The following is a 23646-nucleotide window of genomic DNA, read 5'->3' as shown; positions in this document are numbered from 1 at the left end:
TATGTATCTTAGGGGAACTACAAGGATTTTAAGAATAGTAGCATTAAATGCAAATTTCAAAGATGAAAGGCTGATGTCTTCGAATAAACATCAGCCTTAACACTTATGGCATAGTGGGTCCCATCACCGCTAACCCAATGACCATCACGAGATACAAGACAACACCAACTAAAGTCATAATGCCTGCTAACTTCCAAAAACTGGCTTGTGCTTCTAAAGCAGCCTCTACATCAGCCACATTTAAACCCGTAACAGCACGCTTAATAGCGCCTGCATAGCGCAATAGATATAACGAAACGAAAAAATAAATTAATGCCATTAGAAGCATCATAATCCCAAAGCCGATCATTCCTCCCATAGCGCCTGACATGCCGCCCAGTTCACTTTGAGTGCCTAACATACTACCGCCAGCCAACATCCCTACCGCCCCAAGCACACTGAAAGCAGTGCCGATAAAACCTAAAACGGCAAATAATAAAACCCAAGGGCGCGTTTTACGCAATGCCGCCAAAATACGATCTGACACTACCCCTGTACCTCCACTCACGTCACGTACCATTGAACTTGGTGGAGCATATGCATTTTCGACAGCCATTCTTTTTCCCTTTGATTAACGGATTCAAATAAATTTCAAGCATAGCCCAAATCCCTTAAAAAAAGTCAGTCAAACATCATCATTTTTTATGTAAGGCTTTTAAAATACCATCCCATAAATTTAAGCGTGCTTTTATCGCAACTTGTGCTGCCGTGATAGCTTGTTGATATTTAAGATCATCATCGGCACAGAGATTATTTAATAAACGTAATGACAAGGGCGCATGAAAATCTTCATCTAAATGAATATGGCGATTTAAATAGAAATGGAAAGTAGGCGCTTGTTCAGGTGAAACGCCTGTTTTTTGTAAAATTGCGCGAAACATGGCAGGAATAATATGCTCACGACCTAATGCTAAGGCTGCGGCTACTTGATGCGCTTGATTAGATTGAATAAACGCGAACGTTTGTTGCGTAAATTGGCGTGATGGCGCTGGCACGCTCGGCAAAGCCAAGGCTTGATCAATGCCTTGGTATTGAACCGCTTCAAGAAAGCCTAAGAAGGGTTCAGGATTCGCACCGACCTCATGCATGGCACGTATATACAATTCTAAATGACTAGAAAACTCACCCTCTTGATTAGTCGCATCCGATTCTTCTTCTAATACCAGCTCATTAATAAAACGTCTAACAGCACCATCCCCCACGGGTAGCCAAGGTGCCTTAGCAGGCGCTAATAAACCTTGCAGTTCTTTAATCAATGACATGAAATCCCATACTGAATACACATGGTGTTCCATAAAACAACGCAAATCATCTAAAGTTTGTACCGCTTGGTAAATGGGATGCTGTTCCAAACGCGATTGGAAACGACTAATCACAGCTTGGTTAATAGGCTTTGAACTTGTCATAAAAAATTTCGACACGGGTTATTGAGAATTAAGACTTTATTGGGACATGATCCCTAGCTAGCGTCTATATCTCTTTCTATTGAGAATGGCATTGACTTGACAAAAGTGGTTCTCAAGACCATCGCTTAGAGTAATATACGGCTAGGAAGCTGCGACAAACGCGTTAGTTTGCGGCTAGGCCGTCATTAAGGGAGTAAATTTTATGAGTTTTGCTGGAACTATATACACCATTGCTGCTGCTGGAGTTTTTGCTTTTATGATTACACGTCCGCCCATGGAAATGACCAGCGCTGAGCCGAAGCCTGCGTTAGAAAGTAGTGTGAACTCAGCGGCTGACGTCAAAGCAACAGAAAGCTCAACCAGCAGCACAGGCACTATCGCCCCTAGCTCACCTCTGAAAGCCACCGATCCAGCAGCGGGTGAAAAACCAGCCGAAACCAGTCCCTCCGCCCAATAATTCCATCAACTTCTCATAAAAAAAGGCCGCAGATGCGGCCTCTTTTAAATTAAGTAGCGTAGTCTATTAGCCAAGGCCTTTAATAGGGAAACGGCACGCCCCCGGAATACGGCCAAAGCCAATTAAACGATCTTGCCAATAACCTTCAATGGTACTGGTTGTAATCGCCTTGCCAGAACGTGGCGCATGGATAAATTTATTATTACCCAAGTAGATGCCAACATGGCTAACGCGATTACCGCGTGTACGGAAAAATACTAAATCTCCACGGGTTGCTTGGCTGCTGCTAACTTTTACTGAGGCCGCATACTGTTGCGCTGCGGTACGTGGCACTTGTACATTCGCACCTTGCTTCAATGAGTGTTGCACCAAACCACTGCAATCAAAACCTGTTCGTGGGCTAGAGCCACCCCATACATACATCGAACCAATATTACTCGCCGCCGTTTGAATAACATTTTCAACTTTACGTTCAGCTAGCTGCAGCGTTTCGCGCTTTTTCTTAACGACTCTTTGTTTGTTGACAGAGGCTTGTGCTGCACGACGCTGATTGATCGCTAACTCCGCTAAGCGCTCCCGCTCAGCATTGGCTAGCTGCATCATACGTCTTTGTTTGGCTTGCTCTATTTTAGCAATACGCGCTTGCTCAGCCGCTAATTCCTTACGTCGCTGTTCAGCCTCAAAACGTTGCTGGTAATATTCGCGGCTCAAGGCTGGCTTAATCGGTGTAGCGGGTTGAGTAGCGGCAGAATTAGTCAGCGCACGTCTTACACTCGCTTTTCTGAAAACCGGTTGGCTAGAAGGGCGGCTCGGAATATAGCTAGGGGTATAAGCATGAGAAGGACGCACAGCCCTAAAACGATCAGAAGAAGGAGTACGAATGGAAGCACGTTGTACAACGTATTTAGGTGAAGCATTAGTGGCTAAGGCCGTTTTTTTGGGTGCTTCCGATGAAGATTCGGTGTTATTGGCTGCACATCCTCCTAATAGCGAAGCCAATAAAGCCAGAGAACAAAGTGTTGTAGTTTTCAAAAAAAACGGCGTTATAGTTACGTTCATGATGCCCTCAGATACAAATGACCTAGGAGTCCCTTCCCCTAGTCCCATGTGTCATCCCGATACATGCGCATTTCGATAGTCTATCCACTTACGGAAACTAACAAAAACTCAAGTCCATTTCCACGAGTTTCGTCAGAATTGTTACAATGTGCATGATCAGTCCCAGAATTATTATTTTTTTAATCATTTAATCAGAATCAAGTCATAATCCACCGGTATTACGCCCGTAAAATATCTCAGACATTTCCTTGCGCAAACGTTTCTCAATCTGGATTAACTCATTTTCTGTGTAATCAGATTTACCCATACCAAACAGATAGTTGTCAATTTCAAATTGCTTCAGCAGCATTTTTGTATGAAAAATATACTCCTGATAGACATTCACATCGATCATAGAGTAAATGCGCTTGGTATCAGGCGCAATAAAGTCTTGTATAGAGGTAATGTTATGATCAATAAAGTGTTTTTTGCCTTTCACATCACGCGTAAAACCACGTACACGATAGTCTAGCGTCACAATATCTGAATCAAAACAATGGATAAGATAGTTCAACGCCTTCAAAGGCGAAATGCGTCCACAGGTAGATACATCAATATCGGCACGGAAAGTACTGATACCATTATCAGGATGACTTTCTGGATAGGTGTGCACCGTAAGATGGCTTTTATCAAGATGAGTTACTACATCTGCTGGTAATGGACCTGGTCTAGCACTGGTGTTTAACTGCTCTTCCGTCAACACAGGCTCTTCTGACACTAAAATAGTGACGCTAGCCCCTTGAGGGTCATAATCTTGCCGCGCTACATTCAGGATATTAGCACCAATAATGTCTGCTACATCCGTCAGGATATTGGTTAAACGATCCGCGTTATACTCTTCATCGATATAAGCCAAATATTCTTCACGATGCTCAGGTTGGCTTGCATAACAAATATCGTAAATATTAAAGCTCAAGGTCTTGGTTAAATTATTAAAACCATGCAGACGAATTTGCTTTTTATGGCGGTCGATCAACGTTCACTACCCTCATTAAAACCATTATTCCAAATACTTAAGCTAGCCAAAAAAACCAGCCCAGCATCTAGAAAGATGCGCACTATGCAGAACTCTGCGCTACGAATCAAGATTATTCGGCATTTGGACAAGTCAACAAAACTCACCTACTCGTTGATGACCACAAAATCATGAGTAATTTCAGCAGTTTTACCTAACATCATGGAAGCTGAGCAATATTTATCCGCTGATAATTTAATCGCGCGTTCCACCTTAGAATCCGCCAAACCTTTACCTTTTACAATAAAATGAAGGTGGATTTTGGTGAATACTTTGGGATCTTCAGCAGCACGCTCTGCCTCAATCGATACCTCACAATCACTAATAGCTTGGCGTGATTTTTGTAGAATCATCACCACGTCAAAGGAAGCACAACCACCTAAACCAATCAAGAGCATTTCCATCGGACGAATGCCCAGATTTCGACCACCTGCTTCTGGCGCGCCATCCATCACAACAGAATGTCCACTACCAGACTCGCCCACGAAACTCATATGATCCAGCCATTTTACGCGTGCTTTCATAATTTACCTTGTCAATATGACTAATACATTAAAGGGTTAACGAGTTACTTGCCTCTTGATTTTAATCAACTAACAGATTTGCCCCTACTAATAACGCTTGTTACCATCAAACTGTCTGTAGAAACTTTAGGTTTGGGGAGTCAATGATGTTTGGTGAATCACACGATTTAGTCCATGAATTTCCAGAGCATCGTGAACGTATTCACGAGCTAAAAATTAACGACCATCATTTTGCACACTTATTTGAGCAATATAATGAGGTCGAACACCATATCCACCGTATTGAACAAGGCATTGAAACCCCTGAAGATGCGTATGTTGAAACACTCAAAAAACAGCGCCTTCATTTAAAAGACGAGTTATTAGCAATTATCAATCGCCATTAATGGCGCGGCAGGGCTACTCGCTGGGCAATGGCATCCATCAGTAGTCCTGCAATATTTGCCCCATATTGCTGATCCAACTCACGAATACAGGTCGGGCTAGTGACATTAATTTCCGTCACATAGTCACCAATCACATCCAAACCCACAAATAATAAACCCATCTCTTTTAAAACAGGCCCAATGGCGGCACAAATTTGCTGTTCACGCTCAGTCAGTGGCTTACCGACACCGGTTGCTCCAGCGGCTAGATTACCACGACTCTCCCCTTCAGCCGGAATACGTGCCAGCCCATAGGGGAAGGCTACTCCATCGATCACTAAAATACGCTTATCACCTTGCTTAAACTCGGGTAGGAAACGTTGTGCCATGACAGTGCGCTGTCCGTTATTCGTAATAGTTTCCAAAATAACATTGCGATTCGGATCAGTTCCGTGCACCTGAAAAATCATTGAGCCGCCCATGCCATCCAAAGGCTTGACAACAATATGTTTATGGATTGCCAAAAACTCTCGGATACGCTGCATATCACGCGTCACCCGTGTTTCGGGGGTAAATTCAGGAAACCACGCCGTGAAAAGCTTTTCATTCGCACTGCGTACACTATCAGGGCGATTGACCACTAATAAACCTTGACGTTGCGCTAATTCCAGCAAATAGGTGCTATAGATATATTCCATATCAAAGGGCGGATCTTTGCGCATCAAAACGCCATCTAGCTCAACCAATGGACGTGTGACTGGCTCAGCTAAGCGATACCATTGCTGCGGATTATCCTCAACCTTCACCGGATGCATGCGAGCATGTACCGCGCCATTATCAGCATATAAATCCTGTTGGAGCATATAAAACAAAGACCAACCGCGCCGTTGCGCTTCCAACATCATGGCAAAAGTGCTGTCTTTTTTAATATTGATCCGCTCAATCGGATCCATTACAACACCAAGCTGAAGGGTCATTTCGTACTCCTTACACTAAAATTCGGACTTGAGATCACGACCAATCAACTCTTGTACGGCTTGTCGGGGTGGCAATTGCTCATACAAAATACGATAAACCTGATGGCAAATTGGCATTTCAACGCCCATACGCTTCGATAATAAGGCAACCGCTTGCGCTGTCTTTACACCCTCAACGGCTTGACCGATATCGCTCATCGCCTTTTCGAGCCTATCACCCTTACCCAACGCTAAGCCTAAACGCCGATTACGCGATTGGTTATCCGTACATGTCAGCACCAAATCCCCCAAGCCTGCCAAGCCCATAAACGTTTCCGAGCGTGCCCCCATGCCCTGCCCCAAGCGCATCATTTCAGCTAAACCACGGGTAATAATAGCGGCACGTGCATTCGCACCAAAGCCCAAGCCATCCGAAATACCCGCGCCAATCGCTAGCACATTTTTAATCGCACCACCCAGCTCCACTCCAACAATATCATCGCTGGTATACACCCGATAAGGTTGACCATGAAAGGCTTGTGCGACTTGTTGTGCGAGCACTTGTGAAGTAGCTGCGGCGGTCATTGCGGTTGGGAAGCCCTGTGCTACCTCACTAGCAAACGTTGGCCCCGATACTAAGCCATAGTCTCGATGCTCAGGGATTTCCTCTAACAACACCTCATGCAGTAATTTACCACTGTCTAATTCCAAGCCTTTGGTCGCCCAGAATAATTTATCGCCACCTTTGAAATGTGGTTTCAGTTGCTGGAGTAAAGTACGAAATCCATGGCTTGGCACAACTATTAAATGTGCATCATGCTGGCCTGCTACTAGCGCAAGCTTAGCTTGAAAAGAAAGATTAGCGGGCAAAGGAATGTTGGGCAGATAACGCTGATTTTCACGCCTAGCCGCTAGGTTATCTAAATGCTCGGGATTAATATCCCATAAGGTTACATCTAATTGATTGTGCGCCAATTGTAGCGCTAGCGCTGTGCCCCATGAGCCAGCGCCATAAACGGCAATCGAACGAATACTCTCAGACACTAAGCAGTAGCCGTATTACGACTAGCTTGCTCTTGTAAGCGCTTAGCATATAGAGCATCAAAATTGATGGGCGAAAGATGCATTTCCGGAAAACTACCCTTCGATACTAAGCCAGCAATCACTTCACGCGCATAAGGAAATAAGGTATTTGGACAATAAGCAGCTAATAAGTGGCTTAATTGCTCTTGTGAATAACCATTAATAAAAAATACACCTGCTTGTTTAACCTCAACCAAGAAAGCCAAATTCTCATTACTTTTTACCGTAATGGTTAGGGCTAACTCCACTTCGTAATTATTATTTTGCAAGACGTTGACATTGGTACTTAAATCCAACTTGGTATCCGGTGTCCACTCTTCCGTAAAAACGGCGGGAGAATTGGGCGCCTCGAAAGACACATCTTTTAAATAGATGCGTTGGATAATAAATTGTGATTCTGGCTGTGTATTAGTGTCAGCTTGATCCGCCATGACGGCCATTCTCCTGATTTGTTATATAAAAATTAGGCCAGATGTTGTTTTACCCAGCTTTCTATTTGAGCGGTATTCATCGCCCCACTCACCCGCGCCGCTTCTTGCCCACCCATGAATAGCACCATGGTGGGAATACTGCGAATATTATAAATCATACCCGCCTGTTGATGGTCTTCGGTATTAAGTTTTGCCAAACGTGCATAAGGGGCTAAACGTGCTGTCGCCTCGGCAAAAGACGGCGCCATCGCACGACAAGGACCACACCAAGGCGCCCAAAAATCAACAAGGAGGGGAACTTCACTTTTCTGAATATGCCGCTGTAAAGCATTAAAATCGAATTCAGGTGGCTTATCTGGAAATAAAGGCTCACGACATGCACCACAGCTGGGTGTTGCATATAATTTATCGTCAGGAACACGATTTATTTTTTGGCAATGTGGACAAACAATATTCATATCACACCTGTCCTCAGTAGTTGATCTAGCTCACCAGCACGTTCAAGCGCCGCCATGTCGTCGTAGCCACCTACATGATGTGTTCCAATATAAATTTGTGGCACTGTATCTCGCCCACTGAGCTGAGATAATTCTGACCAAGACACACCATCCGCACTACCCACCAGAATTTCTCGAAAGGCTACACCTTTACGCGTTAATAAAGAACGAGCGCGCATACAATACGGACAAAACCGCGTTGCATAAACTACCACATCGACAGAGTCTGATGTATCTGTGCTCATCATTAACGCTTGACAACCGGTAGGTTGGCCGACTCCCACGCAATAAAACCACCCGACAAATTATTTACGTTTTCAAAGCCTTGCTTGACCAATTGTGAGCAAGCCTGCGCAGAGCGATTGCCTGAACGACAATAAACCAATATAGGTTTAGCTTTGCTTTTCTCAAGCTCTACTAAGCGTTTTGAAAATTGCGATAAAGGCAGATGCTTTGCACCTTGAATCTTGCCTTCCTTCACCTCGTTATCTTCACGTACGTCTACAATCACCGATTGTTCATTATTCATCAGTTGCACGGCTTGATTTGTATCTAGGTTCTTGAATTTTTGCGTAAAACGCGAATATTCTGTCCAGATAATCATCCCCAATACAGCTACAAAGCCCAATACCAGAAAAGTATGATTTTGGGCAAACTCCAAGTATTCATTCACGTTTAGTAGTCTCCGACAATGGGAGCTAAAGATATACAGATGTGTGCAAAGCGTAAACCCCTTTGCACACTGTATTCTGCGGAAAAATTAATCTTATTGAACAAACTTCGATCTAATCTTGTTTAAACCTAAGAACATTAATGTGCAGGACAGAAAACTTCCTGCATCATGCTAATCAAACGCAATGTGCGATAGTCGCCGACGCGATAAAATACACGATTAGCATCTTTGCGCGAGGTCAGGATGCCTTTATCACGCAAAATGGCCAAATGCTGAGAAATATTACTTTGCGAAGTACCAACGCTATCCACGATGTCTTGTACATTGACTTCTTGGTCGCCTAATACGCAAAGAATTTTCAGGCGTAAGGGGTGAGAAATAGCTTTTAGCGAGCGAGAAGCGCGATCAATATCCTCTTCTTTCGCCAGCATAGAATGGGTAATGTCGCAGGTATTACCCATGGTCATTTCGTTGGATTCTTGTTGCATAGAATACCTTTACTGAACAAAGTGGCTTGTATTATGTAATTATTCATCACAATTCTAAGGTGAGATGCGCCTATATTAGCATACATAAATAAAATAATATACGAAAATACCCAGCCTGCGCAGGCTAGCTAAGTCAGGGGCACTAAGACTTAACCATCATTTATCAATCGATTAATGCGCACGCTTGGGGTTTGACTTAGTCTATCATGTGAAGTTTAAAGCTCATGAATCCAACGCTAATGAAACACCTTTCTACTGCTACACGCCATTTGATTAATGTCAGCTTGGTTAGTTTGACGATGACCTATTCTGCGTTTGCCTCCCACAGTGTAAACGCAGAAACCCAAGATCAGCAACGCCTAAACAATGAGATCACACGTTTATCTGATCAGCTTGCGGATCAGCAAAAACAATCCGAGGCGATTAATAGTGAAGTAACACGTTTAGAAAAGCGCGTGGGCGAGATAGACAAAAAACAAAATGCGACCGAAAACCAGCTTGAGGCATCGGTAAAAAAACTAGCGGATGCTAAAAAACAACGCGATGATTTAGAACAAGAGTTGGCGAAACAACGTTCGGCTTTAGCCCAGCAATTGCAAGCAATGTACACCGCCGGTGAACAATCGCACTTACGTTTATTACTTAAACAAGATAATCCTGCCGATCTTAGCCGCACCCTACATTACTTTGAGCATCTTAATAAATATCGCAGTGAAAAAATTCAGGATGTGGACAAAACACTCTTAAAGCTCACCCGCTTAACCGAGTCTATTGAACAGGATCAACTTGAATTTCGTAGCCTACAAACAGCTCTCGAACAACAAAAGAAAGAATTACAACAAAATCTACAAGCCCGTGAAGTCGCTCTCAACTCGATGAATCGCGATATTAAAACACGCCAAACCCAACTCGATAAATTACGCCGCGAAGAAGCTGCTTTAGATACCACGGTAGATACCTTGGCTACTAATAGTTTAGCCACGACGAATGAAACACCTAGTGTTACCGATGTTCCCACTAGCACTGAAGAAGTACCATCGGCTGATGATCCTTTAGTAGTTGCACGGAATCAACGTAGCATTGCACGTGGCCGTTATTTACAGCCCTCTGAAACCCCGACAGGACGCTTTGCAAATCTAAGAGGTAAACTTTCAGCCCCTGTGAAAGGACGGGTGCTCTACAATTATGGCGCAAGACGCAATGAAAAACAGGTTTGGCGTGGACTTGTGATTGCGGCTCCCGGTGGTTCAAAAGTACAAGCTGTTGCTGCAGGAAAAGTACTTTATGCCGGATGGATGGATGGTTATGGCCAATTAATTATTATTGAGCACGACTCAAATCACATGAGTTTGTATGGTTATAATCGTGCGGTCTATAAACGCGTTGGTGACTATGTAAAAGCTAATGAAGTGATTGCTTCCGTAGGCAATTCCAGCGGTCAAAGCCAAGATGCATTATACTTCGAAATCCGTTATAAAAAAGCGACGCAAAATCCTGCACGTTGGCTACGCTAAGCTGCTAAACTGGGCAGATTTAAAGGGATGTGTTTCTAAGTTAAACACTTGTGCGCTTATATAGTTAAAAAAATGGCAATCTGGCCTGGAGAAGAAATTAATGCACTCAAAACACCGCCTTACTTTGGGCATTTTAGCTGGGACTGTGCTAGGTGCCGCAGCGAGTGTTAGTCTTAATGTGTTTGCCTTTAAGCAAACTGTTGCAGATGAAGTCACTGATATTCCGGTTGAACAATTACAAAAATTTTCTGAAGTCTACACACGTATTAAAAAAGACTATGTGGAAACGCCTGATAGCAAAGAGCTGATTAACAATGCGATTCGCGGCATGGTTTCTGGTCTTGATCCACACTCTGATTATTTAGACGAAGAAAGCTTCAAAGAACTGCAAGTGGGTACTACTGGCGAATTTGGTGGTTTAGGGATTGAAGTCGGAATGGAAGATGGCTTTGTTAAAGTTATCTCGCCTATTGATGACACCCCAGCCAAAAAAGCAGGCTTAGAAGCAGGTGATTTAATTATTCGTTTGGATGAAAAACCGGTTAAAGGCATGTCACTCAACGAAGCTGTGAAGCTCATGCGCGGTAAGCCGGGTTCGAATATTGATCTGTTAATTGTGCGCGAAGGTAAGGATAAACCTTTTAAAGTAACGATTACCCGTGACATTATTAAAGTTCAAAGTGTTAAAACCAAGATGCTTGATCCGGGTTATGCTTATGTCCGCATCTCAAGCTTCCAATCCAAAACCACCGATGATTTGCTCGCAGCCGTTGAAAAGCTAAAGCTCGAGAACAAAGGCAGTCTGCGCGGTTTAGTGCTTGATTTGCGTAATAATCCAGGTGGTGTGCTGACCGGTGCGGTCGGTGTTTCGGATGCGTTCTTAAATGATGGCAAAATTGTTTATACCGAAGGCCGTGTTGAAGATGCGAAGATGGAATACACAGCACGCGACGGCGATGAGCTAGATGGCGCACCCTTAGTTGTCTTAGTGAATCAAGGCTCAGCCTCAGCGTCCGAGATCGTATCCGGTGCATTACAAGATCATCATCGCGCTTTAATCGTAGGCCAAAAAACCTTTGGTAAAGGTTCAGTACAAACCGTTCTGCCTTTAGATGAAACCACGGCGTTGAAATTAACCACAGCACGTTATTTCACACCATCGGGCCGTTCGATTCAGGCGGAAGGTATTGTACCCGATATCGAAATTAAGCCATTAAAAGTCAGTGAAGATACCGCGAATGCAGATGACTTACAGCCCTTATCTGAAGCTGATTTTGGCCGCCACTTAAGTAACCCAACAGCCAAACCTACTGAAAAACCAGCCGAAGCACCTGCGGATACCAAAACAGAAGAAGTTAAACCTGAAACGACGCCTGAAGAAGCAAAACCAGAAGCTTCGCCACAATCTAATGGGGTGACTGAGCCTGCTTTGGATCAATCACTAATGCCATCGAAAGAGGCTAAGCCCAAGGATCAAAAACCTAAAACCTTAGCCGAAGAAGATTATCAGTTGTTTGAGGCCCTGAATATTCTCAAAGGTATGGCTTTAGCAACTAATCGTACTAAGCCCGCTCCAGAACCTGCTGCTAAGCAAGAATCTGGGCAAAGTATGTAATTGTTCGTAGGGCTAGCTGATCTAGGATGAGCTAGCCCCTTTATTTGGAAATATTGACAACCATGTCTGGTCTTACACATTTCAATGAGCAAGGTCTTGCTCACATGGTCGACGTTGGTAATAAAGCGTTTACACATCGGACAGCTATCGCCCAAGGTCAGATAGAAATGCTGCCATCCACCCTCGAAACCATTCTACAAGGTAAGCATCGCAAAGGTGATGTATTAGGCATTGCGCGTATCGCTGCCATCATGGCTTCGAAAAAAACTGCTGAGCTAATCCCTTTATGCCACCCGCTTGCGCTAACGCGAGTTGACATTGAGCTAGAGCCCATTCAAGCGGATTGGTATGGTGTAATGTGTCGCGCCACAGTAGAAACCAGTGGTCAAACTGGCGTAGAAATGGAAGCATTAACGGCTGTACAAATCGGCCTACTAACCATTTATGATATGTGTAAAGCCGTTGATCGCGGCATGAACATTACACAGGTTCGCCTTCTTTATAAAGCTGGTGGAAAATCTGGCGTTTGGCAAACGTCATAGTATTTTTCAGGCAATAAATTTAATCTATTAAATTATAAAATCAATTCATCAGATAATAAGTTCCATTTATCCCTGCTGCTTTCGATTTCTCAGTATACAGCCTCTATCATTAGCCTTAATTCAATACAAACCGTTTGAATAAAAAATTTTAATGCTAATGCCAGCCTAAATAGTTAGCAATCAACAATAAACATAGGAAAGCGCAAACATGTTAAACACCAGCTATTACAGTCCTACTAGCCGTTATTATTCTGGCTTACCTAGTTACTACGGTGGTAGCTCTTCGTACAACCCTAGTTATTCTAGCTATTACAACCCCTATGGCAGCTATGGTTCATTTGGTGGTACCGGTACTAACAGCTATTTCAATAACATGATTCGTGACTTATTAAGACAAATGTACGGCGGTGGCTGGGGCAGCACTGGCAGCACTGGCAGCACTGGCAGCACTGGCAGCACTGGCAGCACTGGCAGCACTGGTAGCACTGGTAGCACTGGTAGCACTGGTAGCACTGGTAGCACCGGTAGCACTGGTAGCACCGGTAGCACTGGTAGCACCGGTAGCACCGGTAGCACCGGTAGCACTGGCGGCAACACGTTTAGTACACTTACACAACGTGTACTCGATAATCTGTATGGTAACTATGGTTCCGGTACCAGCGCAGCAGTTCGAGTCATTAACGCTAATGATACTAATCGCGATGGTAAAATTTCTGTAGGTGATCAGGTAAAAGTATTAGATAACAGCGGTAATACCGTTTCTACACGTACCTTGACCCAACAAGATGTCTATGACATTACTTTCCGTGAAAATATGTTGAAAAACACGGAATCGATTGGCCCAGGCTGGGGATTCACCAGTCAATTGGTTCAGTTACAAAATAATTCATTAAGAAGTTCGGAAACACGCTCTTATCGCACTGCAAATGGCCAAACTGGTCAAGAAAAAGTGATTGAGCGTAATAAATATTGGGAAGTGGTCGAGCGTGATTCCAATCGTGTTATGGTGATGCGCACTACGGATGATAGTGGCCGCCCCATTAAACCATCGGATGCCTTAAATGATGTGTTCTCGAACCGCAATAGTTATCGTTTTGATTGCGCAAGCCCAATGACCTTATTGAATCTAAAAGCGACTTTAGATGCCATTGGAGCGGATAAATTTAACTCCAAGGCTGGACAATTAACCGTTTCATCTTGGTATGACCAATATGACAACTCAGATTTTGATGGTGGCTATCAAACCTCGGTGCGTACCGCTGCGGCCGGCTCTATTAACGTCAATGGTGTTAGAAACCTAGAAGGTGAGGCAGCGATGTTCGATCCAAGCCGTGGCGATAAACTACAGGTGGGTAGCTCTTATTACTTTGAACACCCCGGTAATAATACTGACGCCTCGCAAGGTTGGAATACAGTTTACTTAGGCAAACAGGCAGACGGAAGTTATAACTTCTGGGCTATTGGTCAAGGTAAGGTTAATGTGAAATTTAATGAAAATAGTAGCCAACCTTGGGTATCTGGTACAGGTTTCCCAGGTCATTATCTCGGCGCGATTATCTCCAACCCTAACTCCGCTCGCTTAGCAGAATGGGGCGCATAAACGCGAAAAACTTCAGCTAAAACCAAGGCAGCCAATTTTTTGTTGGCTGCTTTTACCACGTTTCTTGGCAAGTAATACCATTTTCATGGTATTCAGAGGCCACATGCAAGGTAACAATTTTCTTGCCAGTTACCGATTCAGTGACCCCATCAATCAAACCAAAACCAAAATGGCATAAAGCATGAGTGCCAGCCTGAATCCCTCGCTCACGCAAGACTAAACCAATACGACAACCGCTTAATTCAGCGTTCTCGCCCACTAGCACCACATCATCCATAAACTCCTTTTCGCGAAAAAACTGGGCCACAATACTACGCGCTAACTGCTCATCGCCTTGTTGATTAGCGCCCATGCGCTTACCCATTTGCTTACCCGCATAACGAAATACACTCAAAGTCCCACGACGCCCAATCAGTAACTCAATCTGCTCGGCTAAATCCGCTAGCAGATTCACAAAGTCCCTTGTTGTCATAGCAGTTGATTTTTGATCACTCATAGGCTCGCATCCTTGGCTAATACTGTTTCTTGCCCTATCTTATAGTAGGTCAAATTAAAACGAAGTTATCGACAGTAAATTTTTGTACGCATTTCAAGGTCGAATAATCTACCCTAATGCAGTCTATTGCATTCGGGCTATTGGACAAGGGCAAATTGCCATGAATAATGCACCAATGCTTATTCAGACTGAGAACCACCATGCCCTATTTTGTATTCAGCATTACCCAACCCAACCCGCTGGTTAAAAACCTTGAGTTGAAGGCTAGTTTTGAAGGTTATGCCGATGCGCGCCATGCAGTTCGTTCCTTACGTATTAATGCCCAACCGGAAGATCGGGCTAGCTACAAAATGGTATTTGCCGCCAATCAATTAGAAGCCGAAGAACGCTTATTAGAGCAACGCGAAAAGCCTGTGCTAATGGAGTGGGAAAAGTAAGCTCACTTCTTAGCCCAAAGCCAAACTTATCTGGAGGATGTTGTGGAGCGTTTCCCTATCTTTTTATGCTTAAAAGATCGCCTTTGTGTCGTGGTGGGCGCCGGTCAGGTCGCGCTACGTAAAGCTCAAGCTTTAGTAAAAAGTGGTGCAAGATTACAAATTATCGCGCCCGACCTAGCCCCTGAAATGCAAGAGCTAATCGTGCAACACCCGACTCAAATAAAATACTTAGCCCGCACTTTCTCCCCGAATGATCTAAATCAGGCCTTTCTCATCATTGCAGCTACCAATAATAGGGCTGTCAACCGAGAAATAGCGCAACTCGCACACGAACGTAATCTTTTAGTCAATGTGGTGGATAATACTAAGGCCTGTAGCTTTATTGTCCCTTCGGTCGTAAACCGTGATCCCGTACAAATTGCGGTTTCCACAGGCGGTGCATCACCTGTTTTAGCACGACAAATTCGCATGAAATTGGAAACCATGATTCCGTCTTCATGCGGCGAATTGGCGACGATTACCGAAGAATACCGCGACACAGTCAAACAACGTTTTGCCGATCCTGAACAGCGTAAACATTTTTGGGAGCAAACCCTGCGCGGACCTTTTGCGGAATTGGTCTATGCCGGCAATACGCAAGCCGCGCGCCAAATGTTAGATGCAATGCTGGCAAACCCATCGGCTGAGCCTAGTGTGGGGGAAGTTTATTTGGTCGGCGCAGGTCCTGGCGATCCTGATTTATTAACCTTTCGCGCGTTACGTCTCATGCAACAAGCCGATGTGGTGGTCTATGATCGCTTGGTCGCCAAATCGATCTTAAACATGGCTAGCCAAGATGCAGAACGGATTTATGTAGGCAAGGAAAAAGCCAATCATGTCGTGCGCCAAGAAAAAATTAATGATTTGTTAGTCGATTTAGCGAAACAAGGCAAACGTGTACTGCGCTTAAAAGGCGGAGACCCCTTTATTTTTGGGCGCGGGGGTGAAGAGATTGAGACCTTGGCGGAAAATGGCATTCCCTTCCAAGTCGTTCCGGGGGTTACCGCCGCTTCAGGATGCGCATCTTATGCAGGTATTCCACTCACTCACCGCGATTATGCACAATCCTGTACGTTTGCCACGGGACATTTGAAAGATGGCACAATTGATTTAGATTGGGAAAAACTGGCGCAACCGCGTCAAACCGTAGTGTTTTATATGGGTTTAACCGGTATTCAAGTCATCAGCAAACAATTAGTGGCGCACGGTATGTCACCCGAAACACCTGCTGCTTTAGTCGAACAAGGCACAACACGCAATCAGCGCGTACATATTGGTACATTAGCCACTTTACCAAGCTTAGTCAGCGAACGCGCGGTACGTGCCCCCACCTTAACTATTGTGGGTGATGTGGTTCGATTGCATGAAAAATTGCATTGGTATCAACCTGAACGTCACGTAGCAGCCAGTGAATTTAGTCGCAATCCAGTGATAGAGGATTAAATATGGCCGAAGTGCGTATTGCTGTTAGTGATATTTTCAAAAAAGACATTAGCAGCGCCTTACAAGAAGGTAGTAGCTGCTCTGAGGCCGAACCCTTCGCCTTACAAGTCACCGATAATAGTATGGAGCCTGAATTCGACCAAGGCTGCATTATTATTATTGACCGCAGCGGCATTGTACGCGATGGCGCATTTGTATTTGCTAAAGATAGTCACGACGAGTATATTTTCCGCCGCTTGCGCATTCGTGATGGGCGGCATTATTTGGAAGCCTTAAATCCAAGTTATGCTAGCTTTGAAATTCAGCCGCAACAAGTCGAAGGTGTCATCACCCAACGTGCAGGCAAGCGGCGCTCTTATCACAAATGGTATGATTAATGACCATCCTGTATGGCTTAAGTAACTGCGATACGGTGCGCAAAGCACGCCAATGGCTCGACGAGCGCGGCATTCCCTACACCTTCCATGATTTCCGTAAAGATGGCCTCAATCCAGTCCAATTACGTGCGTGGGTTGATGAGTTGGGTTGGGAAGCCATGCTGAATAAACGTGGCACCACGTGGCGCTTATTGCCGGAAAAAACCCGTGAAAACTTAACTGAAACATTGGCCTTAGCGGTCATGGAAGATCAACCAGCGATTATTAAACGCCCCTTGCTAGATACAGGAAGTCGACAGGTACTTGGCTTCGATCCAATGACCTATAAAGCTATTTTTCAACATTAAATACCTAGCACACCATGTCCGCCACCTTAGAACTTGCCAAAGATTTAATCTCACGCCCTTCTGTAACCCCGAATGATGGTGGCTGTCAGCCCTTAATAGCGGAGCGCTTGGCTGCTTTGGGTTTTGAAGCCGAATTCATGCGCTTTGGTGATGTCGACAATTTATGGTTGCGCCGAGGTCATACATCACCGGTTTTTTGCTTTGCTGGACACACAGATGTTGTTCCGACAGGGCCTTTAGACCAATGGACTAGCGCCCCCTTCCAACCCGAAATTCGCGATGGCTTGTTATACGGACGCGGTGCGGCAGATATGAAAGGTAGTATTGCCGCCTTTGTTGTGGCTTGTGAAAATTTCGTGCGTGCTTACCCTGATCATCAAGGCTCGATTGCCTTTCTAATCACCAGCGATGAAGAAGGTCCTTCGATTAATGGTACGGTCAAGGTGGTTGAAGCCTTAGAAAAGCGTGGTGAAAAAATTGATTGGTGTTTAGTCGGCGAACCTTCTAGTTCATGCTGTGTCGGGGACGTGGTAAAAAATGGGCGACGTGGCTCACTAAACGCTAAATTGCTTGTCAAGGGTAAACAAGGTCATGTCGCCTACCCGCAATTGGCAGATAATCCCATTCATCGCGCTGCGCCCGCTTTAGCAGAATTGGCGGCGGAAATGTGGGATCAAGGCAACGAGTTTTTCCCGCCCACGAGCTTTCAAATTTCTAATATTCATGCTGGCACAGGCGCCAATAATGTCATTCCTGGGCAATTAGAAGCATTGATTAATTTCCGTTATTCTACTGAATTAACGCAAGAAAAAATCAAACAGCGCACCGAAGCCATTCTGGCGAAACATCAGCTTGATTACGCTTTAGAGTGGAGCTTGTCGGGACACCCCTTTTTAACAGGGCGTGGTGATTTAGTCGCCGCTGGACAAGAGGCCATCAAACAAGTGGCAGGCTTAGAACCGGAGTTATCCACGGCGGGTGGTACTTCCGATGGACGTTTTATTGCACCGACTGGCGCCCAAGTCTTAGAGCTTGGCCCTGTTAACCGCACCATCCATCAAATTAATGAATGTGTATCCGTTGCAGATTTGGACACTTTAACCACTATTTATCAACGTATCCTTGAGCAATTATTAACTAAATCATAATAAGTTTATGAGGGACTTAAATGATTTAAGGGAAACATTCCTCCAGCGTGGCAAAAAACCCTAACCCGTAGGGCTTTTGCCTGTACCAAACTAAACTTTTGCAAAGCTCGGCAAATCTGCCAAAGAGGCTTTAATAGCTTCTTCGGGATAATCAAAGTCCGTTAGTTCCCCTTTCAAATAACGATCATACGACGTCATATCAAAGTGACCATGACCGGATAAATTGAAGAGTAAGGTTTTTGCTTCGCCGGTTTTCGCGCATTCTTTGGCCTCACGAATCATCGCGGCAATCGCGTGGCAAGACTCTGGTGCTGGCACGATACCCTCACTCTTCGCGAACATCACACCCGCTGCAAAGGTTTCTAATTGACCGACTGAAGTGGCTTCGATGAGTTTTTCATTATACATCTGGCTGACTAAGGCTGATGCGCCATGATAGCGTAAACCACCTGCGTGAATACCGGGCGGCATAAAGTTATGACCCAGTGTGTACATTTTCATCATTGGGGTTAAACCTGCGGTATCGCCAAAGTCATAGGTATACACGCCTTTGGTTAAAGTCGGGCAAGACATAGGTTCAACCGCCACTAAGCGCACTTGTTTACCGGCCGCATTATCTGCATAAAAGGGGAAAGCAATACCACCAAAATTCGAGCCGCCACCACAAGGCGCAAACACCATATCAGGATAGTCACCGACTAATGCCAATTGTTTTTTCGCTTCCAAACCAATAATAGTTTGATGCAATAACACGTGATTCAAAACCGAACCCAGTGCGTAATTGGTATCAGGACGGCTAGCCGCTTCCTCCACCGCTTCCGAAATCGCAATCCCCAGTGAGCCATTCGAGTTCGGGTCAGCCGCTAAAATAGCTCGGCCTGCATTCGTCATATCGGTAGGGCTTGGGAACACCTCTGCACCCCAAGTAGTCATCATCGAGCGTCGATAAGGTTTTTGCTCGTAGCTGATTTTCACCATGTAAATACGCACATCAATACCAAACATTTGTCCCGCTAAGGCTAAGGAACTCCCCCACTGCCCTGCACCAGTTTCTGTAGTCAGACGGCGAATCCCTGCCTCACGGTTATAGTAAGCTTGCGGTACAGCACTGTTGGGTTTGTGAGAGCCTGCTGGACTGACGGCTTCGTTTTTGTAATAAATTTTTGCGGGTGTACCTAGCATTTTTTCCAAACGATGCGCACGGTACAAAGGTGAAGGCCGCCACATGGTTAAGGCCTCGCGCACTGGCTCGGGAATGGGAATCCAACGCTCTGCACTCATTTCCTGTTTTAAAATTTCCTCAGGAAAAATAGCAAGCATCGCCTCAGGTGGAACCGGCGTTCCATCGGGGCCACAATAAGGTGCGGGGGGCGTTGGCAAATCCGCCGCAACATTATACCAATGGGTTGGCATCTCACTTTCAGGCAGGTAAATTTTTGTTGGTGTCGTCATTCGCGTCCCTCTCCTTACATGTGTTCATTCGATAATAGAAAAACAAAATTATAAATTATTTAAACTGAGTGAGTTCTACCACTTGTCTAGTGTCAGAGCAATCGCTGCGGCTGATTGATGGCATGTACTGGCAAAGTCTTGAACGATATGATTGAATGCGTGCTTCCATAGCACACCAATAATGAAACTTATGCCGTCCAATCTCGACTATCGTAGCCTTGCCGTGAAAGGCGTTCAAAAATTGCATCCCTATCAGCCGGGCAAGCCAATCGAGGAACTTGAGCGGGAGTTGGGTGTAAAAGACATTATTAAACTCGCATCCAATGAAAATCCCTTAGGCTCAAGCCCCAAGGCCAAAGCAGCCATGCAAGCTGCGCTTAATGATTTGGAACTGTATCCAGATGGCAGTGGTTACCAATTAAAATTGGCCATCGCCGGTAAATTCGATTTGCTCCCACAGCAAATTACCTTAGGCAACGGCTCCAATGATTTATTGGAAATCGTGGCACGTGCCTATTTAACGCCTGGACGTGCAGCAGTCTTTTCACAATATGCGTTTGCGATCTATGCCTTAGTGAGCCAATCCGCCGGTGCTGACTTATTAACGGCAGAAGCCTTTCCGCCAGAACATGTAACGATGCCTTACGGGCATAATGTTGATGCGCTGCTGAAAACCATCAAGGACAATCCACACACAGCCTTAGTCTTTATCTCCAACCCGAATAACCCGACCGGCACTTGGATTGCACGTGAGGAGCTGTATCGCTTCCTGAAAAATGTGCCGCCTCATGTGGTCGTGTTGCTGGATGAAGCTTATACCGAATATGTGCAAGATCCGGCCTTCCCTAATGGCATGTTATGGCTAAACGAATTCCCGAATCTCATTGTGACACGTACGTTTTCTAAGATTTATGGCTTAGCCGGTTTACGGGTTGGTTATTCGATTTCCAGTCCTGAAATCGCCGATATTCTGAATCGCGTGCGCCAACCCTTCAATGTAAATAGCTTAGCCCTAACAGCAGCATCGGCAGCTTTAGAAGATGATGCGTTTTTACAAGCCAGTGTTACCACTAACGAAGCCGGTTTAAAGCAATGGTATGCGGCTTGTGCCGCGCATGGCTGGTCCTATATTCCAACGGTGGGTAATTTCATTACCGTCAAAGTGGAAGGCAAAACAGGTGCACAAGTCTATGAAGCCTTATTGCGTGAAGGTGTGATTGTACGTCCCATTGGTGGTTATGGTTTGCCGCAACACCTGCGTATTACCGTTGGTACAGAGGCGCAAAATACGCGCTGCATCAAAGCGTTAGACAAGGTACTTAAAGCGTGATCGGTCGCTTAGTTATCTTTGGTGTCGGTCTGATTGGGGGTTCGCTTGCGCTAGCCTTGCGCGAAGCTAATTATGTGCGTGAAGTTATAGGTTGTAGCCGTAATACCGTGCATTTGCAGAAAGCGGTGGATTTAGGCGTAATTGACGCCTATGTCACTGATCCACAGGAAGCCGTTAAAGACGCCGATGTGGTGTTGCTAGCCGTTCCCATGGGGGCGATGAAGCCTTTATTAGAACAAATCCGCCCTGCTCTACCCACTCAGGCAATCCTCACTGATGCAGGTAGCACCAAAGGCTCAGTGGTTGCGGAAGTGAACGAAGTGTTCGGTCACGATTTTACGCGCTTTGTGCCCGGCCATCCGATTGCAGGGCGTGAAAAAAGTGGTGTGGAAGCAGCCGTTGCGGACTTATACCATAAACGACGCGTAATCCTGACTCCACAAACTTATACTGACCGTAAAGCCTTAACGCAGATTGCTCAAATGTGGCAAGTGACCGGTGCTTTAGTCGAAGAAATGCCAGTGAAGTTGCACGACGAAGTATTAGCGGCCACCAGCCATTTACCACACGTACTCGCCTTCTCATTGGTGGATACGCTCCTTAACTCGCCACAGCGTGAAGATATTTTGCGTTATGCAGCGGGTGGGTTTCGCGACTTTACGCGCATTGCCTCAAGTGACCCGATTATGTGGCGTGATATTTGTTTGCATAATGGGGCGGCTATTTTGCCCATGATTGAGGCGTTAAAACAAAACCTAACGGAATTTGCTGACTTCATCCACAGACAAGATGGAGAAGCACTGCGCCAACGCATGGAAAAAGCAAAAACCGCGCGGGATAACTATATTGCTCGTTTTGAATCAGGAGCTAATTCGTGAGTCACTCTGCATTACGTTTCACTGTCCAAGCTGGTGGTAGCCTAACAGGGCGCATTCGTGTCCCTGGTGACAAATCTATTTCACACCGCTCAATTATGCTCGGCTCCTTGGCTGAAGGTACAACACAGGTCAGCGGCTTCTTACAGGGTGAAGACTGCTTATGCACCTTACAAGCCTTTCGGAATATGGGTGTACACATTGAAGGCCCCAGTGCCAATGGCGAAGTCACTATTCACGGCGTTGGTTTACATGGTTTGAAAAAACCGACTGTTGATTTAGACATGGGTAATTCCGGTACTTCCATGCGTCTCATGTCTGGCTTAATGAGTGGACAAGCGTTTGATGTGACCATGACGGGTGATAGTTCTTTATCAAAGCGTCCCATGAAACGCGTGACCGTGCCTCTAGCACAAATGGGAGCAAAAATCGTAGCGACCGAAGCAGGCACACCACCGCTACACGTGCAGGGTGGTCAAAAACTGAAAGGTATTCATTACGATATGCCGATGGCTAGTGCGCAGGTGAAATCCTCACTCTTGCTAGCAGGACTTTATGCGCAAGGTGAAACCTCGGTCACTGAGCCTGCACCAACGCGTGATCATACCGAACGCATGTTGCGCGGTTTTGGCTATGAGGTCATCGTTGAAGGTAATACGATTCGCTTACAAGGCGGTGGAAAACTAATGGCCTGTACGATTGACGTACCCTCCGATATTTCATCGTCGGCCTTTTTCTTAGTCGGTGCAAGCATAGCGCCGGGTTCCGATTTGATTATCGAGCATGTGGGCATTAATCCTACTCGTACTGGCGTCATTGATATTTTGCGTTTGATGGGTGCTAATTTAGAACTATTGAATCAACGTGAAGTGGGCGGTGAGCCGGTTGCGGATATTCGAGTGCGTTATGCCCCTTTGAAAGGTATTCGCATTCCCGAAGCCTTGGTGCCACTGGCGATTGATGAATTCCCTGTTTTATTCGTAGCGGCGGCTTGTGCGGAAGGCGAAACTATTTTAACCGGCGCGGAAGAGTTACGTGTTAAGGAAAGTGACCGCATCCAAGTGATGGCCGATGGCTTAATCGCTTGTGGCATTGATGCACGCCCAACACCGGATGGGATCATTATTCAAGGTGGCAAAATCGGCGGCGCAACCGTGACGAGCCATAATGATCATCGTATCGCCATGTCGTTTTCGATTGCAGGTTTGCGTGCCAGTGAAACGATTTATATTGATGACTGTGCCACGGTGAACACCTCCTTCCCCGGCTTCGTTCAGTTAGCCTCAGGCGCGGGTCTCCAGATTACAGCGGGTTAATTGCTAAGCCTTTGAATCTTTGCTATTAATGCCTCGAATGGCTCAACTTCGGGGCTTTAATAGTAAAAAATAAGGAGTTCTGC

General features: G+C 45.3%; 28 protein-coding genes. 14 read left to right on the top strand and 14 right to left on the bottom strand.

Translation table 11 applies throughout. The annotated features are described in order from the left end of the window. Nucleotides 1-103: 103 nt before the first annotated feature. Both A3IE_RS0107760 and A3IE_RS0107755 read right to left on the bottom strand, forming a co-directional pair. A complete protein-coding gene (locus A3IE_RS0107760) occupies nucleotides 104-595 on the bottom strand; it encodes a DUF5362 family protein (protein WP_020395039.1) in 492 nt (163 codons plus the stop codon). 79 nt (nucleotides 596-674) lie between these two features. After that, the gene (locus A3IE_RS0107755; protein ID WP_020395038.1) at nucleotides 675-1445 is read right to left on the bottom strand and encodes a DUF3050 domain-containing protein; all 771 of its coding nucleotides are present in this window, start codon (nucleotides 1443-1445) and stop codon (nucleotides 675-677) included. A gap of 202 nt (nucleotides 1446-1647) precedes the next feature. On the opposite strand from A3IE_RS0107755, the gene A3IE_RS0107750 reads away from it, so the two are divergent. Next, nucleotides 1648-1902, top strand: a complete 255-nt coding sequence (locus A3IE_RS0107750; RefSeq protein ID WP_020395037.1) for a hypothetical protein — start codon at nucleotides 1648-1650, stop codon at nucleotides 1900-1902. A 66-nt stretch (nucleotides 1903-1968) separates the two neighbouring features. Here A3IE_RS0107750 and A3IE_RS23165 read toward each other — a convergent pair whose 3' ends face one another. The 3 genes from A3IE_RS23165 to A3IE_RS0107735 all read right to left on the bottom strand — a co-directional run bounded on the left by A3IE_RS23165 (nucleotide 1969) and on the right by A3IE_RS0107735 (nucleotide 4539). Beyond that, nucleotides 1969-2961, bottom strand: a complete 993-nt coding sequence (locus A3IE_RS23165) for a C40 family peptidase (protein ID WP_020395036.1) — start codon at nucleotides 2959-2961, stop codon at nucleotides 1969-1971. A 202-nt stretch (nucleotides 2962-3163) separates the two neighbouring features. After that, on the bottom strand, nucleotides 3164-3976 hold the full coding sequence (gene speD / locus A3IE_RS0107740; RefSeq protein ID WP_020395035.1) for an adenosylmethionine decarboxylase: 813 nt from the start codon (nucleotides 3974-3976) through the stop codon (nucleotides 3164-3166). A 146-nt stretch (nucleotides 3977-4122) separates the two neighbouring features. Further along, the gene (locus A3IE_RS0107735) at nucleotides 4123-4539 is read right to left on the bottom strand and encodes an OsmC family protein (protein WP_020395034.1); all 417 of its coding nucleotides are present in this window, start codon (nucleotides 4537-4539) and stop codon (nucleotides 4123-4125) included. A gap of 146 nt (nucleotides 4540-4685) precedes the next feature. Here A3IE_RS0107735 and A3IE_RS0107730 point away from each other — a divergent pair, with 146 nt between their 5' ends. After that, complete coding sequence (locus A3IE_RS0107730; protein WP_020395033.1) at nucleotides 4686-4925, top strand: HP1242/YdcH family protein; 240 nt, start codon at nucleotides 4686-4688, stop codon at nucleotides 4923-4925. On the opposite strand, the gene gshB is transcribed toward A3IE_RS0107730, so the two are convergent. The 7 genes from gshB to A3IE_RS0107695 form a co-directional block, all read right to left on the bottom strand. Then, entirely contained in the window at nucleotides 4922-5881 is a 960-nt protein-coding gene (gene gshB, locus A3IE_RS0107725; protein ID WP_020395032.1) for a glutathione synthase, read from the bottom strand. The genes A3IE_RS0107730 and gshB overlap by 4 nt on opposite strands. 15 nt (nucleotides 5882-5896) lie before the next feature. Then, complete coding sequence (locus A3IE_RS0107720) at nucleotides 5897-6904, bottom strand: NAD(P)H-dependent glycerol-3-phosphate dehydrogenase (protein WP_020395031.1); 1008 nt, start codon at nucleotides 6902-6904, stop codon at nucleotides 5897-5899. Continuing rightward, the gene (secB, locus tag A3IE_RS0107715) at nucleotides 6904-7374 is read right to left on the bottom strand and encodes a protein-export chaperone SecB (protein WP_026154836.1); all 471 of its coding nucleotides are present in this window, start codon (nucleotides 7372-7374) and stop codon (nucleotides 6904-6906) included. The genes A3IE_RS0107720 and secB overlap by 1 nt, the downstream gene beginning before the upstream one ends. Nucleotides 7375-7406: 32 nt before the next feature. Continuing rightward, nucleotides 7407-7832, bottom strand: a complete 426-nt coding sequence (trxC, locus tag A3IE_RS0107710) for a thioredoxin TrxC (RefSeq protein ID WP_020395029.1) — start codon at nucleotides 7830-7832, stop codon at nucleotides 7407-7409. Then, nucleotides 7829-8116 carry a glutaredoxin 3 gene (gene grxC / locus A3IE_RS0107705; RefSeq protein ID WP_026154835.1) on the bottom strand — a complete coding sequence of 96 codons (288 nt, stop codon included), beginning with the start codon at nucleotides 8114-8116 and terminating at the stop codon, nucleotides 7829-7831. The genes trxC and grxC overlap by 4 nt, the downstream gene beginning before the upstream one ends. Nucleotides 8117-8118: 2 nt before the next feature. Continuing rightward, on the bottom strand, nucleotides 8119-8544 hold the full coding sequence (locus A3IE_RS23265) for a rhodanese-like domain-containing protein (RefSeq protein ID WP_020395027.1): 426 nt from the start codon (nucleotides 8542-8544) through the stop codon (nucleotides 8119-8121). 137 nt (nucleotides 8545-8681) lie between these two features. After that, nucleotides 8682-9032, bottom strand: a complete 351-nt coding sequence (locus A3IE_RS0107695; RefSeq protein WP_020395026.1) for an ArsR/SmtB family transcription factor — start codon at nucleotides 9030-9032, stop codon at nucleotides 8682-8684. Between the two features lie 224 nt (nucleotides 9033-9256). On the opposite strand from A3IE_RS0107695, the gene A3IE_RS0107690 reads away from it, so the two are divergent. The 4 genes from A3IE_RS0107690 to A3IE_RS23055 all read left to right on the top strand — a co-directional run bounded on the left by A3IE_RS0107690 (nucleotide 9257) and on the right by A3IE_RS23055 (nucleotide 14303). Next, nucleotides 9257-10546: a murein hydrolase activator EnvC family protein gene (locus A3IE_RS0107690; protein WP_245539185.1), complete on the top strand. Its 1290-nt coding sequence runs from the start codon at nucleotides 9257-9259 to the stop codon at nucleotides 10544-10546. Nucleotides 10547-10646: 100 nt separating this feature from the next. Then, the gene (locus tag A3IE_RS0107685) at nucleotides 10647-12161 is read left to right on the top strand and encodes a S41 family peptidase (protein ID WP_020395024.1); all 1515 of its coding nucleotides are present in this window, start codon (nucleotides 10647-10649) and stop codon (nucleotides 12159-12161) included. 62 nt (nucleotides 12162-12223) lie between these two features. Then, nucleotides 12224-12703 carry a cyclic pyranopterin monophosphate synthase MoaC gene (gene moaC / locus A3IE_RS0107680; RefSeq protein ID WP_020395023.1) on the top strand — a complete coding sequence of 160 codons (480 nt, stop codon included), beginning with the start codon at nucleotides 12224-12226 and terminating at the stop codon, nucleotides 12701-12703. Between the two features lie 208 nt (nucleotides 12704-12911). Beyond that, on the top strand, nucleotides 12912-14303 hold the full coding sequence (locus A3IE_RS23055) for a hypothetical protein (protein WP_051062493.1): 1392 nt from the start codon (nucleotides 12912-12914) through the stop codon (nucleotides 14301-14303). Nucleotides 14304-14355: 52 nt separating this feature from the next. Here the strand turns inward: A3IE_RS23055 and A3IE_RS0107670 are convergent, their stop codons facing one another. Next, the gene (locus A3IE_RS0107670) at nucleotides 14356-14799 is read right to left on the bottom strand and encodes a hypothetical protein (RefSeq protein WP_020395022.1); all 444 of its coding nucleotides are present in this window, start codon (nucleotides 14797-14799) and stop codon (nucleotides 14356-14358) included. A 200-nt stretch (nucleotides 14800-14999) separates the two neighbouring features. On the opposite strand from A3IE_RS0107670, the gene A3IE_RS0107665 reads away from it, so the two are divergent. From A3IE_RS0107665 to dapE, 5 genes are read left to right on the top strand one after another with little or no spacing between them, the layout of a single operon-like run. Next, nucleotides 15000-15236: a hypothetical protein gene (locus A3IE_RS0107665; protein WP_020395021.1), complete on the top strand. Its 237-nt coding sequence runs from the start codon at nucleotides 15000-15002 to the stop codon at nucleotides 15234-15236. Nucleotides 15237-15278: 42 nt separating this feature from the next. Continuing rightward, complete coding sequence (gene cysG, locus A3IE_RS0107660; protein ID WP_020395020.1) at nucleotides 15279-16718, top strand: siroheme synthase CysG; 1440 nt, start codon at nucleotides 15279-15281, stop codon at nucleotides 16716-16718. A 2-nt stretch (nucleotides 16719-16720) separates the two neighbouring features. Beyond that, nucleotides 16721-17095, top strand: coding sequence for a S24 family peptidase (locus tag A3IE_RS0107655; protein WP_020395019.1), 375 nt, complete (start codon nucleotides 16721-16723; stop codon nucleotides 17093-17095). Next, a complete protein-coding gene (locus A3IE_RS0107650; protein WP_020395018.1) occupies nucleotides 17095-17442 on the top strand; it encodes an ArsC family reductase in 348 nt (115 codons plus the stop codon). The genes A3IE_RS0107655 and A3IE_RS0107650 overlap by 1 nt, the downstream gene beginning before the upstream one ends. Before the next feature lie 14 nt (nucleotides 17443-17456). Continuing rightward, the gene (dapE, locus tag A3IE_RS0107645; protein ID WP_020395017.1) at nucleotides 17457-18590 is read left to right on the top strand and encodes a succinyl-diaminopimelate desuccinylase; all 1134 of its coding nucleotides are present in this window, start codon (nucleotides 17457-17459) and stop codon (nucleotides 18588-18590) included. Nucleotides 18591-18680: 90 nt separating this feature from the next. On the opposite strand, the gene A3IE_RS0107640 is transcribed toward dapE, so the two are convergent. Next, on the bottom strand, nucleotides 18681-20042 hold the full coding sequence (locus A3IE_RS0107640; RefSeq protein WP_020395016.1) for a TrpB-like pyridoxal phosphate-dependent enzyme: 1362 nt from the start codon (nucleotides 20040-20042) through the stop codon (nucleotides 18681-18683). A gap of 181 nt (nucleotides 20043-20223) precedes the next feature. On the opposite strand from A3IE_RS0107640, the gene hisC reads away from it, so the two are divergent. Genes hisC through aroA form a run of 3 tightly spaced genes read left to right on the top strand, consistent with a single transcriptional unit; the run spans nucleotide 20224 to nucleotide 23563 of the window. Next, complete coding sequence (gene hisC, locus A3IE_RS0107635; RefSeq protein WP_020395015.1) at nucleotides 20224-21372, top strand: histidinol-phosphate transaminase; 1149 nt, start codon at nucleotides 20224-20226, stop codon at nucleotides 21370-21372. Then, on the top strand, nucleotides 21369-22250 hold the full coding sequence (locus A3IE_RS0107630; RefSeq protein ID WP_020395014.1) for a prephenate dehydrogenase: 882 nt from the start codon (nucleotides 21369-21371) through the stop codon (nucleotides 22248-22250). Before hisC ends, A3IE_RS0107630 begins: the two co-directional genes overlap by 4 nt. After that, on the top strand, nucleotides 22247-23563 hold the full coding sequence (gene aroA / locus A3IE_RS0107625; RefSeq protein ID WP_020395013.1) for a 3-phosphoshikimate 1-carboxyvinyltransferase: 1317 nt from the start codon (nucleotides 22247-22249) through the stop codon (nucleotides 23561-23563). Before A3IE_RS0107630 ends, aroA begins: the two co-directional genes overlap by 4 nt. Nucleotides 23564-23646: the final 83 nt, after the last annotated feature.

Origin of the sequence: Thiolinea disciformis DSM 14473, from assembly GCF_000371925.1 — a bacterium.
Classification (GTDB): Bacteria; Pseudomonadota; Gammaproteobacteria; order Thiotrichales; family Thiotrichaceae; genus Thiolinea; species Thiolinea disciformis.
Note: the sequence above shows the minus strand (reverse complement) of the source record. Positions and strands in the feature narration are given on the sequence as shown.